Source organism: Vibrio sp. 1874 (assembly GCF_033344395.1).
Taxonomy (GTDB): Bacteria; Pseudomonadota; Gammaproteobacteria; order Enterobacterales; family Vibrionaceae; genus Vibrio; species Vibrio alginolyticus.
Genome location: NZ_JAWPOR010000002.1, coordinates 330,392 through 344,658, shown reverse-complemented (window position 1 = coordinate 344,658; position 14,267 = coordinate 330,392). Strand labels below are relative to the sequence as shown.

General features: G+C 43.3%; 15 protein-coding genes. 5 read left to right on the top strand and 10 right to left on the bottom strand.

Features of this window, described 5'->3' with window-relative positions; genetic code table 11:
* Positions 1-50: 50 nt before the first annotated feature.
* From phaC to R8N46_RS05585, 4 genes are all read right to left on the bottom strand, one after another.
* Positions 51-1,826 (bottom strand): class I poly(R)-hydroxyalkanoic acid synthase, encoded by a 1,776-nt coding sequence (gene phaC, locus R8N46_RS05600; RefSeq protein WP_017819891.1) that lies wholly within the window; start codon positions 1,824-1,826, stop codon positions 51-53.
* A 66-nt stretch (positions 1,827-1,892) separates the two neighbouring features.
* On the bottom strand, positions 1,893-2,240 hold the full coding sequence (locus tag R8N46_RS05595) for a phasin family protein (RefSeq protein WP_213972229.1): 348 nt from the start codon (positions 2,238-2,240) through the stop codon (positions 1,893-1,895).
* 44 nt (positions 2,241-2,284) lie between these two features.
* Complete coding sequence (locus R8N46_RS05590) at positions 2,285-3,493, bottom strand: acetyl-CoA C-acetyltransferase (RefSeq protein WP_053349411.1); 1,209 nt, start codon at positions 3,491-3,493, stop codon at positions 2,285-2,287.
* 12 nt (positions 3,494-3,505) lie between these two features.
* Positions 3,506-4,246 (bottom strand): SDR family oxidoreductase, encoded by a 741-nt coding sequence (locus tag R8N46_RS05585; protein WP_005373555.1) that lies wholly within the window; start codon positions 4,244-4,246, stop codon positions 3,506-3,508.
* Positions 4,247-4,985: 739 nt separating this feature from the next.
* On the opposite strand from R8N46_RS05585, the gene R8N46_RS05580 reads away from it, so the two are divergent.
* Entirely contained in the window at positions 4,986-5,606 is a 621-nt protein-coding gene (locus R8N46_RS05580) for a LysE family translocator (protein WP_021035942.1), read from the top strand.
* A 15-nt stretch (positions 5,607-5,621) separates the two neighbouring features.
* Positions 5,622-5,888, top strand: a complete 267-nt coding sequence (locus tag R8N46_RS05575) for a hypothetical protein (protein WP_017635186.1) — start codon at positions 5,622-5,624, stop codon at positions 5,886-5,888.
* Positions 5,889-5,946: 58 nt separating this feature from the next.
* Here the strand turns inward: R8N46_RS05575 and secF are convergent, their stop codons facing one another.
* The 4 genes from secF to R8N46_RS05555 all read right to left on the bottom strand — a co-directional run bounded on the left by secF (position 5,947) and on the right by R8N46_RS05555 (position 10,171).
* Positions 5,947-6,849, bottom strand: coding sequence for a protein translocase subunit SecF (gene secF / locus R8N46_RS05570; RefSeq protein WP_005373567.1), 903 nt, complete (start codon positions 6,847-6,849; stop codon positions 5,947-5,949).
* A gap of 2 nt (positions 6,850-6,851) precedes the next feature.
* Positions 6,852-8,690, bottom strand: coding sequence for a protein translocase subunit SecD (gene secD, locus R8N46_RS05565; protein ID WP_005373570.1), 1,839 nt, complete (start codon positions 8,688-8,690; stop codon positions 6,852-6,854).
* 164 nt (positions 8,691-8,854) lie between these two features.
* A complete protein-coding gene (locus R8N46_RS05560; protein WP_005373572.1) occupies positions 8,855-9,334 on the bottom strand; it encodes a hypothetical protein in 480 nt (159 codons plus the stop codon).
* Between the two features lie 168 nt (positions 9,335-9,502).
* Positions 9,503-10,171 carry an SH3 domain-containing protein gene (locus R8N46_RS05555; RefSeq protein WP_005385650.1) on the bottom strand — a complete coding sequence of 223 codons (669 nt, stop codon included), beginning with the start codon at positions 10,169-10,171 and terminating at the stop codon, positions 9,503-9,505.
* A gap of 103 nt (positions 10,172-10,274) precedes the next feature.
* Between R8N46_RS05555 and R8N46_RS05550 the strand changes: the two genes are divergently transcribed.
* Entirely contained in the window at positions 10,275-10,823 is a 549-nt protein-coding gene (locus tag R8N46_RS05550; protein ID WP_017635183.1) for a hypothetical protein, read from the top strand.
* 526 nt (positions 10,824-11,349) lie between these two features.
* On the opposite strand, the gene R8N46_RS05540 is transcribed toward R8N46_RS05550, so the two are convergent.
* Both R8N46_RS05540 and R8N46_RS05535 read right to left on the bottom strand, forming a co-directional pair.
* On the bottom strand, positions 11,350-11,973 hold the full coding sequence (locus R8N46_RS05540) for a class I SAM-dependent methyltransferase (RefSeq protein ID WP_005373579.1): 624 nt from the start codon (positions 11,971-11,973) through the stop codon (positions 11,350-11,352).
* A 5-nt stretch (positions 11,974-11,978) separates the two neighbouring features.
* Positions 11,979-12,434, bottom strand: a complete 456-nt coding sequence (locus R8N46_RS05535; protein ID WP_005373581.1) for an Lrp/AsnC family transcriptional regulator — start codon at positions 12,432-12,434, stop codon at positions 11,979-11,981.
* Positions 12,435-12,582: 148 nt separating this feature from the next.
* Between R8N46_RS05535 and R8N46_RS05530 the strand changes: the two genes are divergently transcribed.
* Both R8N46_RS05530 and R8N46_RS05525 read left to right on the top strand, forming a co-directional pair.
* Positions 12,583-13,509 (top strand): DMT family transporter, encoded by a 927-nt coding sequence (locus tag R8N46_RS05530; RefSeq protein ID WP_054729663.1) that lies wholly within the window; start codon positions 12,583-12,585, stop codon positions 13,507-13,509.
* A gap of 94 nt (positions 13,510-13,603) precedes the next feature.
* Positions 13,604-14,266, top strand: coding sequence for a flagellar brake protein (locus R8N46_RS05525; RefSeq protein WP_213972230.1), 663 nt, complete (start codon positions 13,604-13,606; stop codon positions 14,264-14,266).
* Position 14,267 lies beyond the last annotated feature (1 nt).

The window sequence follows — 14,267 nt, the reverse complement described above, 5'->3', positions numbered from 1 at the left end:
AAAAAAAGCGACCATAAAGGCCGCTAAGATTTACTGCTATAGGGAGTTGTTTAAGATTCTTTTACTGGCAGAACCTGTTTGACGTATTGTCCTGGCGCCTCATCAATAACCGGATGGTTTTCTGAGCCAATAGGGAAAGGCTCAACTTGCTCTTTAGGGTTGAATTGGAGTAACCACTCGTTCCAGTGTGTCCACCACGATCCCTCTTTGTGTTCCGCGTTATTCAACCACTCATCAGCAGAGTCATCCAAATTATCGTTCAACCAATAACCATACTTATTTTTAGCTGGAGGGTTCACGATGCCCGCAATATGACCAGACTCACCGAGGACAAACGTTTTGTTACCACCCGTGTTCAGCGCACCACGGTAAGTTCCCTGCCATAACGCAATGTGGTCTTCTTTCGTTGACACAAAATAGCTAGGAATTTTGATCTTATTGAGATCAATCCATACTCCACCAATTTTGACGCCTTTATCTTGCACCAGCTTGTTCTCTAAATAGAGCTCGCGAAGCAAGAAATTGTGAGATGCAGCGCTGACGTTGGTGCTATCGCTATTCCAGTACAACAAGTCGAAATCAACCGGACTGTTACCCTTCAAGTAATTGTCGACGTAGTAGTTCCAGTACAAGCTGTTTTCACGCAGTAAACTAAACGTCACGCTTAAGGAACGGCCGTCCATATACCCTTTTGCGTTATTTTGCGCTTCAATTGCACTAACAATGGTGTCATTGATATACGCGCCGACTTCACCTGGTTGAGAGAAGTCGAGCAACGTGGTGAAGAAAGTGGCAGACTTAATGCGCTTCTTCATACGTTTTGCAGCGTAGTACGCAACCGTGCTTGCTAAAACAGTACCACCAATACAGTAACCAGCGGCATTGATTTGCTCTTGTCCTGTTATATCTTCAATTGCAGCGACGGCTTTCACTACGCCTTCTGTCACGTAGTCACCAAACTCTATGTGCGCTTGTGCCTTGCCTGGATTGCGCCAAGACATCATAAATACACTGTGCCCCTGCTCTAACAACCATCGAACCATTGAGTTCTTTGCCGTTAAATCAAGGATGTAGTATTTATTGATGAAAGGTGGGACGATGAGCAGCGGCGTCGCATTCACTTTCTCTGTTAGAGGTCGATATTGAATCAACTCAAACAATTCGTTTTGAAAAACCACATTGCCCTGTGTCGTCGCAACGTCATCTCCCACGCGGAATGCATTGTTATTCGTCATACGAATTTTTAAAATGTCTGCGCTCGACTCAACGTCTTCTTTCAACTGCTCTAAGCCTGCCAGTAAGTTTTGACCGTTTTGCTCAAGTGTCAGCTTCAAAAGCTCTGGGTTAGTGGCGATGAAGTTGGAAGGAGAAAGGGCGTTAATGGCTTGGCGAGAGAAAAAAATAATACGTTCTTTCGTCTTTTCATCTAAGCCTTCCAAAGACTCGATGGTGTCCAGATAGGTCTTACTAAATAAAAGGTAGGATTGTTTGATGAAGCTATACATGGCTTCATTTTGCCATGCTTCGTTTGAGAAACGCTTATCCCCTTTTTCAGCTTCGACGATTTGTGCTTGGTTCCCTGCCAATGCAACATTCTGCCAAATTTGCAGCTGCTGTTCCCACCACTGTGCTTGCAGCTTTAAAATCGCAGCAGGCTGATTCGCAGCTTGTTCGAACAGTTTGGCAGTATCCTCAAAGTTCACTTCTTGCATGGCCTTGTTTAAAGGAGAGTTCACGACTGCCTTGTTCACTTCGAAATCATGCCACCACTGATGATTGGTTTCCTGAAGCTTCACAAGATAGTCCGAAAAGAAGTGTTGAAACATAGTCTTACTCCTATATTCGGAAAAAACAACGCCGCCCAAATCTAGGGGCGGCGAGAATCGGACAAATTACACTGGAGTAACAGTCTTTAGATTTTCCGAAGTCATTTTCTCAACGTCTTCTTTGAACTCTTTTGCAATCGCTTGAAGCTTGTTGCTGTCATCCATCATTTGTTGAGAAAGTTTAGTAAGTACGCTTAGTTGCTGACTGTTGAAAGCAGTCAATGACGTTACGTCTTTGATTTCTGTCGCTGCTTTCATCTGGTTTAGACCCACTTCACTGTATGTGCGAATGGCGTTCAATTGAAGCTCGGTCAACACTTCTACGTTTTTTGTCACTAGCTTGTTGAACTTCAAGTAAGGTTCTAGATTTTTTTCAGTTTGATCGCTAAATGTTTTGAAGAAATCTGTGTACATGGTTTGTCTCCTAGAGAAAGAATTAAAAATGTCCTTTTAAATAATTACTTAACTGTCTTTACAACCACAGCCGTGCCCATGCCGCCGCCCACACAAAGTGAAGCAACGCCATATTGACCATTTTGCTTATGAAGCTCGTGAACCAGCGTGACTAAGATTCGGTTTCCAGATGCACCAAGCGGGTGTCCTAGCGCGATAGCACCACCGTTAAAGTTCGCTTTATCTTGAATCGCGTTAACTGGAACTTGGTTTGTTTCCGCCAACTGATGAATCACGCCAAGTGCTTGCGCTGCAAATGCTTCGTTTAACTCGTAAACGTCGATATCATTTACTGTGAGTTCTGCTTTTTCGAGTGCTTTATTGACCGACTCAACAGGACCTAGGCCCATGATCTTCGGATCAAGACCCGATTGCGCATAGCTTACAATCTCAGCAAGCGGCGTTAATCCATGCGCTTTAACTGCGCTTTCAGACGCCACGATAATCGCACTCGCGCCATCGTTAATGCCTGATGCATTACCCGCAGTCACAGTGCCTTCGCGGTCAAAAGCAGGACGTAGCTTGCTTAAGGCTTCCATTGTCGCGTTCGCTTTTGGGTATTCATCCGTATCAAACATCACGGTTTCACGGCGTTGCTTTACTTCCACTGGCACAATTTCGTCTTGAAATTTGCCAGCTTCGATAGCGGCTACCGCTTTCTGTTGGCTAGACAGCGCGTATTCGTCTTGCTGCTGGCGAGTTAAGCCGATTTGTTTTGCTACGTTTTCTGCCGTCACACCCATGTGATATTGGTTGTAAACATCGGTTAAACCGTCCGCTATGAGCAGATCTTTTAGCTCCAGATTGCCCATTTTGTTGCCATCACGAATGCTGCTTGGTGCAGCAAACGGAATCTGAGACATGACCTCAACACCCGCTGCTACAACGATCTCAGCATCGCCACTACGGATATGGGACACGGCATCCATGACCGTTTTCATGCCACTACCGCAAACCATGTTTACGCCATATGCAGGAACAGATTCAGGAATCCCCGCAAACAGTGCCGCTTGGCGGCCAACACCCATTCCTTGACCTGCACCAACAACGTTGCCAACAATCACTTCGTCAACCTTGTCGCCAGGCAACTTTGCCGCTTCCAACGCGCCTTTAATCGCTACTGCTGCCAGATCGCCAGCAGAAGTATTTTTCAGGCTGCCACCAAAAGCACCAATTGGAGTACGCTTCGCCGCTACGATAAATACTTTTTCCATCATCTTCTCTCCTTAGTGCATGTATAGGCCGCCGTTCACCGACAAAGTCTCTCCGGTGATGTAGGCGCCCGCATCGCTGACCAAGAAGCTCACTGATGCTGCAATTTCTTCTGGTGTCGCAAGACGTTTCATTGGAATTTGGTTCGTGATGGATTCCAGCACTTCTGGCTTCATTTGCTCAACCATTGGCGTACCCGTGTAACCCGGAGCGATAACATTAACTGTCACACCCGAGCGAGCACCTTCGTATGCTAAGGCTTTAGAGAAACCGATCATCCCAGCTTTCGCCGCCGAGTAGTTTGCTTGACCAAACTGCCCTTTAAGACCATTGACTGAAGAGATATTGATGACACGACCACCGCCTTTTTCGCACATTGCAGCAAAGAGGGGTTGCGTAACGTTGAATAAACTATTGAGGTTGGTATTGATGACATCATTCCAAGCTTGCGCAGTCATCTTTTTAAACACGCCATCACGTGTGATTCCTGCGTTGTTGACAACAACATCAATGGTTCCTTCCTCCCCAAGCAATTGCGCCAATTTCTCTGCACACTCTGTCGTGTTTGTTACATCCAACTCAAAAAGGCGAACCTGATCTTTGGTAAACCCTTTGCTGTTGAACCACTCCAGCGCACATTCGTAGTTACCTGTGAAATAAGTAGCGATTACACGGTAACCGTCATTGACTAATTGAGAGGAAATAGCAGAACCAATTCCGCCTTTTGATCCAGTGATCAAAGCGACTTTCTTCATTGAAGACTCCATTCTTAACGGCATTTAAAAAGCAAACTTAATACACTGATGAAATAGTTCACCAACTGACGTGTTTATTTATTCTTTTGACAACCAATCCCGTGCTTCCTTTATTTTAAGTTAACCTAGAAATATTACATTTCAAATAAAAAACTCATCCAATTGCATAAGATTGATTTAGATCTCATTACCCGTGAAATGTTATAAAATGGTTAATTTTACATAAGTCATTGTTTTAAATCTCACTTCCACAAAAGCCACACCAACAGAAATAGAAACATAATTATTAAATATCATGAACTTACATACAGAATGGTAGACGTTACATTATGTCATGATTTAAGATCTGAATTTTAAGCCTATATGATTACAACAAACTTGATATTAGAATAATAATTCAATTATCAGTAAAAATAATTATCAAACATATCATTTAATTACTGCATTTAATGATAATTTAGTTATCAATTCGATTATTTTAATACAGTGATGATTAATACCGATAAAATATAATAAATTAAATATATTTAATCTAAAAATGATATAAGAGCTTGTCTCATACTGGAGCAATACGCACTATTATGACGCATAGATTAAAATATAATTTCATTTTAAATTTATATATTCGAAGAACATCAACTAGCTACTAGTGAAAGTAATCGTTCGCTTTGTAGTAGCATCCTTTTCCACTTTGCACTATCTTTGTGGCTTCTCTTTAATCACTAAATCATCAACAGATATGAATCTTGCATTGCTCAGTATGTTCATCCCTACTTTCTTTTTTGTCTCAATCACGCCTGGTATGTGCATGACTCTCGCCCTAACGTTAGGTATGAGTATCGGTTATCGTCGCACGTTATGGATGATGATAGGAGAGCTTCTCGGTGTTGCGCTGGTGTCAGTCTCTGCGGTGTTAGGTATCGCTGCGATTATGCTCAATTATCCTTGGATGTTTATCGCGTTAAAGTTCATTGGTGGCGGTTATTTACTCTATCTTGGTGTTGAAATGTGGCGGTCGCGAGGGAAACTTGCGATTAATGTCGACAACTTAGAAACACCAAAGAGTGACAATATCGCACTTATCATGCAAGGCTTCGTTACCGCAATCGCAAACCCAAAAGGCTGGGCATTTATGATTTCTCTTTTACCGCCTTTTATAGACCAAAACGCAGCACTTGCACCGCAACTGATCATACTTGTCTCCATTATTTTACTGTTTGAGTTCATTTGCATGTCTCTGTACGCTACTGGTGGTAAAGGGTTGAAACACGTATTAGGTCAGTCTAAGAATGTACGCCTAATGAACCGTATCGCAGGCACTTTAATGATGGGGGTTGGTGTCTGGTTGCTACTAAGCTAAGGCAAACTGGAAACAATGAAAAATATTCTGAATAAAATCGCTAAAGTCATGGGTGAAGTATTGGACTTTCAAGCCCGAGTTTGGGTTGTGAACGTCTATAGCGGTGAGCATAAAGGCGAGTCTTATGTCGTTAATGAAGATGCTTTCTCTGTACCTCTTCAGTGGATGAAGAAGAAAGGCTACCAAGAGTCGATGTTGAATAAAGTCGAAGCAATGAAGCGCTCACAAGTCTTAGAGTTCGATTTGGGACTTGTGAAACATCGCTTGATGCGCGTGAAATAAGCACAAAAAAGCGCCACTCAAGATGAGTGGCGCAAGCACTTTTACCTTAAAAATAATGCTACGGCGCTGCGTCAATCTCAACTGGAAGATAATGTTTCGGCTCCAGTTTCAACCACTCCGGCAGCACAGTACCAATCGAAATCGAAGACCATGTACCCGACAGAACGCCAATAAACATGGCGGTTGAGAAACCAGCCAAAGGCGCTCCTCCCATAATCCATAATGCACCAACAGTGATCAATGTCGTACCAGATGTCACCATAGTGCGTGAAAACGTCGCGATAACAGCTTGATCATTGATGTCTTCTGTTTTCCAACTCTGTTTCGCAATCAACAGCTCACGGATTCGGTCTGCAATGATGATCGAGTCATTCAATGAGTAACCTAAAATTGCTAACACCGCTGCAAAAACGGTTAAGTTGAACTCCATTTGAGTAATTGCAAAGAAACCAAGCACTAAGATCACATCATGGGCCAAAGCAAACAGTGAACCACTGGCCAAACGCCACTCAAAACGGAAACACAAGTAACCGAGAATACTCAACACACAAATCAACAATGCTAAGCCACCTTGTTCAAACAAGTCTTGGCCAACTTGAGCGCCAACTATACTGTTGCTGACAACATCAACTTGGTGAGAGATTGGCTTCAACACCTCTTCTACACTTGGCAACGTTTGTCCATCTTCCGGCGCAGAGTAACGAATCACCCAACGGCCATCTTCACCAGAGCGTGTCACTGACGCAGATTCACCAAGCTTTGGTTGCAGAACGTCAAGCAGATCATGGTTAGTTAGCTGCTTATCTACCTTTACTTCTGTCACCATACCGCCAGTGAAGTCCAAACCTAGGTTCAACCCTTTAAAGCCTAGAGCGACGATCGCGATCACCGTTAAAATGATGGAAACTAGCGTAGTAAAGTAACGAATTTTACGAATATTTTGTTTTAGCATTTCGACCATGATTAAACCCTCACATCACGACGGGCATCGCGGCCCCAAATTAAATTGATCATTGCTCGAGAGGCAAATACGCCTGTAAACATACTGGTTAACAAACCTAATCCGAGTGTTAAGGCAAAGCCTTGGATTGGGCCATTACCGATGGCGTACAAAATCACGGCGGTGATCATGGTAGTAATGTTGGCATCAAGGATGGTCGAGAATGCGCTGTCAAAGCCAAGATCAATCGCTTGAGCGAAGCTGCGGCCTTCACGCATTTTGTCCTTAATACGTTCAAAGATAATAACGTTGGTGTCTACTGCCATACCGACGGTTAACACTAAACCGGCAATACCCGGAAGCGTTAGAACCGCTCCTGGTAACAAGGCGATTAAGCCAAGCAAACAAAGCATGTTGGCGCAAAGCGCCACGTTCGCTACCCAACCTAAGCGGCGGTACCAAAGTGCCATAAAGGTCAGTGTTAGTCCCATACCTAAAGCCAGTGCTGCAAAGCCGTTTTCAATGTTTTCTGCACCCAGAGAAGCACCGATTGTTCGCTCTTCCACAATAGTAACTGGCGCGGTCAGTGACCCCGCGCGAAGCAATAGCGCCAACTGCTGCGCATCGTCCATGCTACCTGCCCCAGTAATACGGAACTGGCTACCAAGCTGAGATTGAATAGTCGCGACGCTGATAACGCGCTCACTACGCTCAGTTACACCGCGATCGTTTGTTTTGTATTCACGGTAAACGGTCGCCATTGGCTTGCCGATGTGAGTCGCTGAGAAGTCACTCATTTTCTTACCACCAGCGTGGTCAAGAGAGATATTTACCTCTGACATGCCCATTTTGTCGACACCAGCACGAGCGTTCACGATGTGCTCGCCCGTTAGAACTGGTCGTTTTGCCAAAATCACAGTACGACCGTCATTATCTTGAAGAACAAGATCTTGGCTGCTGTGTGCTTGGCTCGCATCTTTCACTTCATAAAACGCCAAGCTTGCTGTTGCACCAATAACGTTTTTCGCTTGAGCAGGATCTTGTACACCAGGGAGCTCAATTCGAATGCTCTCTTTACCTTGGCGTTGCACTAGTGCTTCTGTGATACCAAGTTCTTCAATACGACCACGCATGATCTTCAGGTTTTGTTGAAGAGTCGACGATTGAAATTCTTGGATATTTTGTTCACTCGGTTCAAGCACAAAGCCACGAGATGAACTTTTTGAAATCCAGCCCGGGTAGTTTTGACGCAAGAACTTGTTTACTTCCGACAATGCTTGCTCGCTGTCACTGTTTACCGTAATTCGGTTGCCGCTTTCTGCTCGAACTTGCACACCACGAACACGTTGATCACGCAGATTCGCTTTGATTTCATCAATCAACGCATCACGTTGCTCTTCAAACGCTTTATTCACATCAACATTCAACAAGAACTGAACGCCACCACGAAGATCAAGACCGAGTTTAATTGGGCTAAAGCCCATCTCATTCAACCATTCTGGCGCAACCGATACGTATGAGAAAGTGATGCTGTCGTCTTTATTTAGCTCTTTGTTTAACAACGCACGAGCTTTACTTTGCGCATCTTCACCATCGAATACAATGGTTGTTTTGCCGTCTTTTTCGATGATTTTGTCGGCTGAAATATGGTTGGTTTTTAGCAGTTGATTCAGATGAACAACCGACATTTCACTGTTGTTTTGATCCGCAAACGTCAACTGGATAGAAGGCTGTTCGCCAAACCAAGTTGGTATAGCACTTAGGGTTAAAATAATGACCGTCGTGATTAATACGACATATTTCCAAGCTGAGTAGTGATTCATCAGCTTTCTGTTCTTTTGCTGCTTTGGTGTTTTTTTCATGTAAACATCATCCCTTCACAATGAAGTGAAGCTTTTAATAACAAGGCTTAACACACGACAGATGCTCCCAGAATAAATTCAGGGTATGAAATGCTCAGAACGCTCACGTCCTGTCGAATACAATCGTCGTGTTAAGAGTGCACAATGGTGCAAATAAATGGTGTTTAGGCAGAAAACTGACTATTGAGTGCGACGTACATGGCATTGGTCTCTTTCCAACCAGAAATGCGATGATCGCTTGTGAAATGATAAAATGTGGACTGGTTGTGACGCCAGTTAATGTCCATCAAGCTGTATGCGTAACCCGCATCAGCGTAAAACGGAGTAGTGAGATCGCCGACAAAATCTACGTGCTCGTCATCAAGCCCTTCCCGTAAGTAAGACGTCCAGCGCTGAGAGTTAAACAAAGCAACGGAATCGAGACTTGCATGGCCTTCAGATACTGGAGATTGAGAGCTTTCTTCTGAAACTTCAGAAAAATCGACGGAAGAGTTTGGCGATACACTTACGGCTACAAAAGGTTGTAGCTTAGAAAAGTGCGGTACGTGAGCCTTGTGGTCGATTTGCGCAGCAGATACATGCACTGGTAGCAATACCATTGCAAATAGCAGCAAAATCAACTTTCTAAGGTAAATCCAAGGCATAGGAACTCACTAAAAACACAAAGAGCCAAGTTAGGTCACTTGACTCGTTGATAGTATTCCTATTGATTATGGTTCACAACTAAAAAGTTATAAATCTCTGATTTCAGGTTTGCATCGTTATTGCATTTATCAAAACGTCTTTAGAAAACTAGTGTAATTGGTGGTGAGTTATCGATAAAAAATATCGCCCTTATCAACATCTAAGTAGATCTTGTTCTCTTGCTCCAAACCGCCACAATAGATGAAGTAAACGTTGCGCTTTTTGAACGTCACAGAACGAACCCAGCCTCCGAGCTCCTCAAAATCACTCGGATCACAGGTTTCATCGTCTAACAATTGCTGTGTTTTCTTACGGAAAATATCCAAGTGAACTTTTAAATCATCCGACTTCTGTAGGTATTCATCCAATATCTCTAAGCGCTCTTGCTCTTTAATAACTGGCTCTGCATCCGATAACCCTTCAGCATTCAACCATTCGGCTTTTTCTTCTCCACCCTCTTCATAGACAAGATAGCCGGAGATTCGGTACCACCCATCTACTTTTTCTAACACCGATACTTTTTCTCCCTTATAGAGCGTATCGACAACTAAAGCATTAGGGTTAGGCTTGTTGTAAACATTGACACGACGCTCAATAACGTAGTACTCGGTAACTTCCGGGGGAACGGCTTCTAAATCCAGAATCGGTTTGGATGTTTCTTTTTGCAGTGACGATTGCTCGACTTGTGTAGCCTTTGGTGCTTCAGGTTCATCTTTCTGCATAAAGAAGAAATAGTATCCAGCCCCCGCTCCGCCGAGCAACAGCATGACAATCAATGCGACGAGAATTTTCTTCATGCCCTTTTCCTTTTCATTCTTTATTCTTATCCCACCAGCAGCACGCATGTCGTAGAAATTTGGGTATATACTCAAAAGAGCAAGTCAACTAACGCGAGCAATAATGATCAACAGACTCAATTGGATACTACTATTTCTTCTGTTCCCGATAACGGGGCACGCCAATATTCAATGTAACCCATCGTCGTGGAATGACAATCTTACCCAATTCAATCGTTTAGAGTCCAATTACAATCAGCATGTTGAGGTATTCAATACACTTTTGACCGAACATAAACAGCGTCAGTTATTGTCCGAAACCTTTTCACTGCATGAGCTCGTGCTACTTTGGCGTGCCAAGTCGAACCAAAATGTGTTCAAAGCGCAATTAAAAGCATCGATTCAATACAAAGAAGAGCTCACAACTAAAGCGAATCAGCTGCTTAAATTGAGCACACAATCCCAATGGTCAGCAAATGGGTGGGAGATACTGGCCCAGAAGTGCCGCGAGTCAAACAAAACAGCCAATCAAATAACTGCGGAATGGTATAACACCAACGCTTTGGAACTTGCTGAAGATTACAAGCGCCTCTCTTCACAATATCAAACTCTGTCACAAGTCTATGATAAAGAAGCCCGAGCGCTTCAATACGCTCAAGATGTTTCGAAGTAAAAACAGAGCCAGTTTTGAATAGACGATGTTGGTTTTTCACTCCAATATTGGACGTTATTCGTGCTTTTTATCTTTCCTTAGTCGTGAACGATATCAAATGTAAATAATGGGATTGTTCCCTTTGACAAACTTGACTAAACCATGACCAAGACAATCAATTTATAGAGACATACGTCACATTAATGCTTTACTTATGGACATTTTTTGGTTAGTTTAGCCATTAATAAAATTTAATAAAAAGTCACATTTGGCTGGAGATGATGCTACAAACATGGTTATCAATCGATTAAGTAACAGGGAATGTCCTAATGCTACCAAAGCCAAGTTTTTGTCAGTAGTTAGGCACGTAAAAGAGTTCGGTTCAATCAGTGATTTGGATCTTTGTAAAATCTTCGGAGAAACAATATGGAGTGATGGGAGGGAATACCATTCAGCCGCGTTCTCATTCAAGGTTGATAGATACACAGGTAACTGTGAAATCTCACAATACAAAAACCAATAAGGCTTAAGAATTTATTAAGCGGAGTCAGGAAACGGACTCCGCTTTTTTGATCATGGCAATCGTAAAGTCGTGCTCGGAGTATCCCTCAATCAATCGTGTATTCGGACACAGCAACCGACAATAGCGAAAGACACCTTCTTTATTGTGCGACGCTAACATTTTCATGCTGGGTAGTTTGGATTCATCCAACAAGTTAAACACACAACCTTTCTCTGTCGCTCGGTACATTTTATCAATCATTTCAATGGTATGATTTGGGTTGGTGGATTGATAGTTCAATGATCCGGAAGCAAAAACAAAGTCGCAACGAGGCAATACCAACGTTGAAAAGTCGCCACATATAAACTTACTTTGCGTACGAAAATCTCGTTTTCTGGCTTCAGAGATAAACTGTTTTTGCTGATCAATGCCAATATAGCTTTGAGGAAGCCCCCCCGTAAGTTCGATAAACGCTAACAAGTCTCCGTAGCCGCACCCAATATCTAAAATACTTGAACCGTCTAACGTTAACCCTCGGCACAACGCCTCAAAACGGCTGATCTGACTATACTTATCTGCCCATCCCAGAGTTCGGGCTCTGTCTTTACCAAACTGCCTATATCTCTTTCTATGATAGTGAGCAATCTTAAGTCTATCGAAAAATTTCATCTTTCTTATGCATAAATCGGCAAACTGCCATTTCCTTTCACTTGTCTAATCGCCAGGTGGGTATGAATATCTTTCACATTTTCTAATCGCTGTAACTTTCTAGTAAATGTTTCATAGCCAGCAAGATCTTTGCTGACCACCTCTAACAGGTAATCATAGGCCCCTGATACGACATGGCATGAGATCACTTCATCCATCTCAACAACGGCATGTTCAAACTCATCAATCGAAGAAGCTTGGTGGTTATTTAAACTCACTTCAACAAATACAGTCATCGCGATGCCTACAGTGTCTCTGGACACAATAGCTCGATAACCACTAATTACACCTTCCTGCTCCAAACGCTTAATGCGCCTTGCACAAGGTGATGCCGATAGCCCTACTTGATCAGCAAGTTCTGCCGTTGTCAGAGTGGCATCCTTCTGCATTAGGTTGATAAGTTGCCTGTCAATTTTATCCATTTATTCTTCCGTGCCTTTAATCACTAACAATTAACACTTATACGCAATTTATCACTAACATCAAGCCTAATTACGTCAAACTTTGCCTCCCTTTGGCAAGAGTTTTATTCAACAATTAACACATCATTTACAAATGGACATGTCGATAATGATCTTGGGATACGCAGCTATATTAACGACCTTACTGCTTTGGTCTGGTTTCTTTATTTCTTTAAAAGGGGGCGCAATTTCTGCCTTGCAGCCAGCCGATATCGCGTTAGTTCGCTTTCTAATCCCAAGTATAATTTTATTACCATTTGTGATTAAGCATAAACAGTCGCTGCGCGTCGTGCCTAAACGCTACCTGGTTAGTGTTGTGGTTGGAAGCGGCCTTCCCTATCTTCTGGTCGTCGGAACGGCTATGCATTTCGCTCCCGTGGCGCACGGCAGTGCATTAGTACCTGGCACTTTGCCATTGTTTGTTTCTGCTATCGCGGTACTTTGTTATCAACAGTCGCTGAGTGCTCACCGCTTAATCGGGCTTTCTACGGTGTTGTTAGGCATTTTTGTTTTTCTTCTTTCGAATAGCGGCGCAGAGTACAACTGGTCTCAGTTGCAAGGGCATATCCTGTTTCTAACTGGCAGCATCATGTGGGCTGCTTTCACCATCAGCGCTCGTGTCGCCAATCTTAATGCACACGTCTGTGCAGGATTCGTTGCAATCGCGTCTTTGGCTCTGCTCATCATCGCCGTTGGTTTCGGGTGGGTAGACAGTTATTTGGTGGTAACACCGTTCAGCCAGTGGCCATGGGAGGAGTTATTTGGCCACGCGATGCTACAAGGTGTTGGCGCAGGTTTAATCGCTTCTTTCACTTTCATTTATGCAATTAGGATCATCGGTGCCGAAGCCAGCGCTGCTTTTGGTTCATTAACTCCAGTCGTCGCGACACTTCTTGCCGTTCCAATTTTTGGTGAACAACCAGATTCTCTCACTTGGTTAGCGCTGATGTTGGTCACATGCGGCAGTATTGTGGCAAGCCAAATCTTTATGAAAGGTGGAATGAACCAAACTTATCGCCCACCACTTCACAGATAGCGATGATTTTACAAAAACTTATGCCTTACTATCTTGAATAACAAAATGGCGTTTTGATAGCCTCAGCTTAACTAATAATTAAAACGCCAATGTGATGCCAGCCACTCATAGTAAAGATGAACTGCATAGGTTTCTCAAACCGGGAATGAAACTTTCTACTAATTTAGAATTTGGGCCTAAGGATCAATATACGTATTCCACCACCTATCTTGGGATGAAAGAAAATGCTTATTTGATTCTTGATATACCAACGCGTTTGCTTGAAGAGCAAGTGATGAGGAAACTCCCCAACGCCGATGTCATCGTGCGTGGTGTATCAGATACGGAGTTAGGCCATGTCATTGCGTTTAAGTCCAGCGTACTGACGACGACCGTTCGACCATCCCCCCTTTTGTTTATCCGCATTCCAGGAACATTTGCAACCAAACCAGTTCGAGAACATGAGCGTTACAAGTTGCAAATGGACTGTAACGTTATTCATGCAGGGAATGTCTACGACGGTAGCCTTATCGATTTCTCTCTAGCAGGTGTTGGTATATCAACCTTGATTGAGCCCGAATTCAACGTGGGTGAGAGTGTTACCATCGAATGCCCGTTAAGCCACTATATCGGAGAAGAAAATCGATGTGTCATTGCCAACATTAAGAAATTGGTGAAGGGATGGGTAGTTGGAATTAAGTTTGCCAGTCCCATTGAGATGACTCACGAACTAAAAACAGAGTTACTGGAGCAATCCTTTCTAACCAGTAACGTCTGAA

Excerpts from the sequence above, each read along its gene's own strand:
- secF (WP_005373567.1), bottom strand. The coding sequence starts at position 6,849 with ATGGTCGAAATGCTAAAACAAAATATTCGTAAAATTCGTTACTTTACT.
- R8N46_RS05550 (WP_017635183.1), top strand. The coding sequence starts at position 10,275 with ATGATCAACAGACTCAATTGGATACTACTATTTCTTCTGTTCCCGATA.
- R8N46_RS05580 (WP_021035942.1), top strand. The coding sequence starts at position 4,986 with ATGAATCTTGCATTGCTCAGTATGTTCATCCCTACTTTCTTTTTTGTC.
- R8N46_RS05595 (WP_213972229.1), bottom strand. The coding sequence starts at position 2,240 with ATGTACACAGATTTCTTCAAAACATTTAGCGATCAAACTGAAAAAAAT.
- R8N46_RS05530 (WP_054729663.1), top strand. The coding sequence starts at position 12,583 with ATGATCTTGGGATACGCAGCTATATTAACGACCTTACTGCTTTGGTCT.
- R8N46_RS05525 (WP_213972230.1), top strand. The coding sequence starts at position 13,604 with ATGCCAGCCACTCATAGTAAAGATGAACTGCATAGGTTTCTCAAACCG.
- R8N46_RS05555 (WP_005385650.1), bottom strand. The coding sequence starts at position 10,171 with ATGAAGAAAATTCTCGTCGCATTGATTGTCATGCTGTTGCTCGGCGGA.
- R8N46_RS05540 (WP_005373579.1), bottom strand. The coding sequence starts at position 11,973 with ATGAAATTTTTCGATAGACTTAAGATTGCTCACTATCATAGAAAGAGA.
- phaC (WP_017819891.1), bottom strand. The coding sequence starts at position 1,826 with ATGTTTCAACACTTCTTTTCGGACTATCTTGTGAAGCTTCAGGAAACC.
- R8N46_RS05535 (WP_005373581.1), bottom strand. The coding sequence starts at position 12,434 with ATGGATAAAATTGACAGGCAACTTATCAACCTAATGCAGAAGGATGCC.
- secD (WP_005373570.1), bottom strand. The coding sequence starts at position 8,690 with ATGAAAAAAACACCAAAGCAGCAAAAGAACAGAAAGCTGATGAATCAC.
- R8N46_RS05590 (WP_053349411.1), bottom strand. The coding sequence starts at position 3,493 with ATGGAAAAAGTATTTATCGTAGCGGCGAAGCGTACTCCAATTGGTGCT.
- R8N46_RS05585 (WP_005373555.1), bottom strand. The coding sequence starts at position 4,246 with ATGAAGAAAGTCGCTTTGATCACTGGATCAAAAGGCGGAATTGGTTCT.
- R8N46_RS05560 (WP_005373572.1), bottom strand. The coding sequence starts at position 9,334 with ATGCCTTGGATTTACCTTAGAAAGTTGATTTTGCTGCTATTTGCAATG.
- R8N46_RS05575 (WP_017635186.1), top strand. The coding sequence starts at position 5,622 with ATGAAAAATATTCTGAATAAAATCGCTAAAGTCATGGGTGAAGTATTG.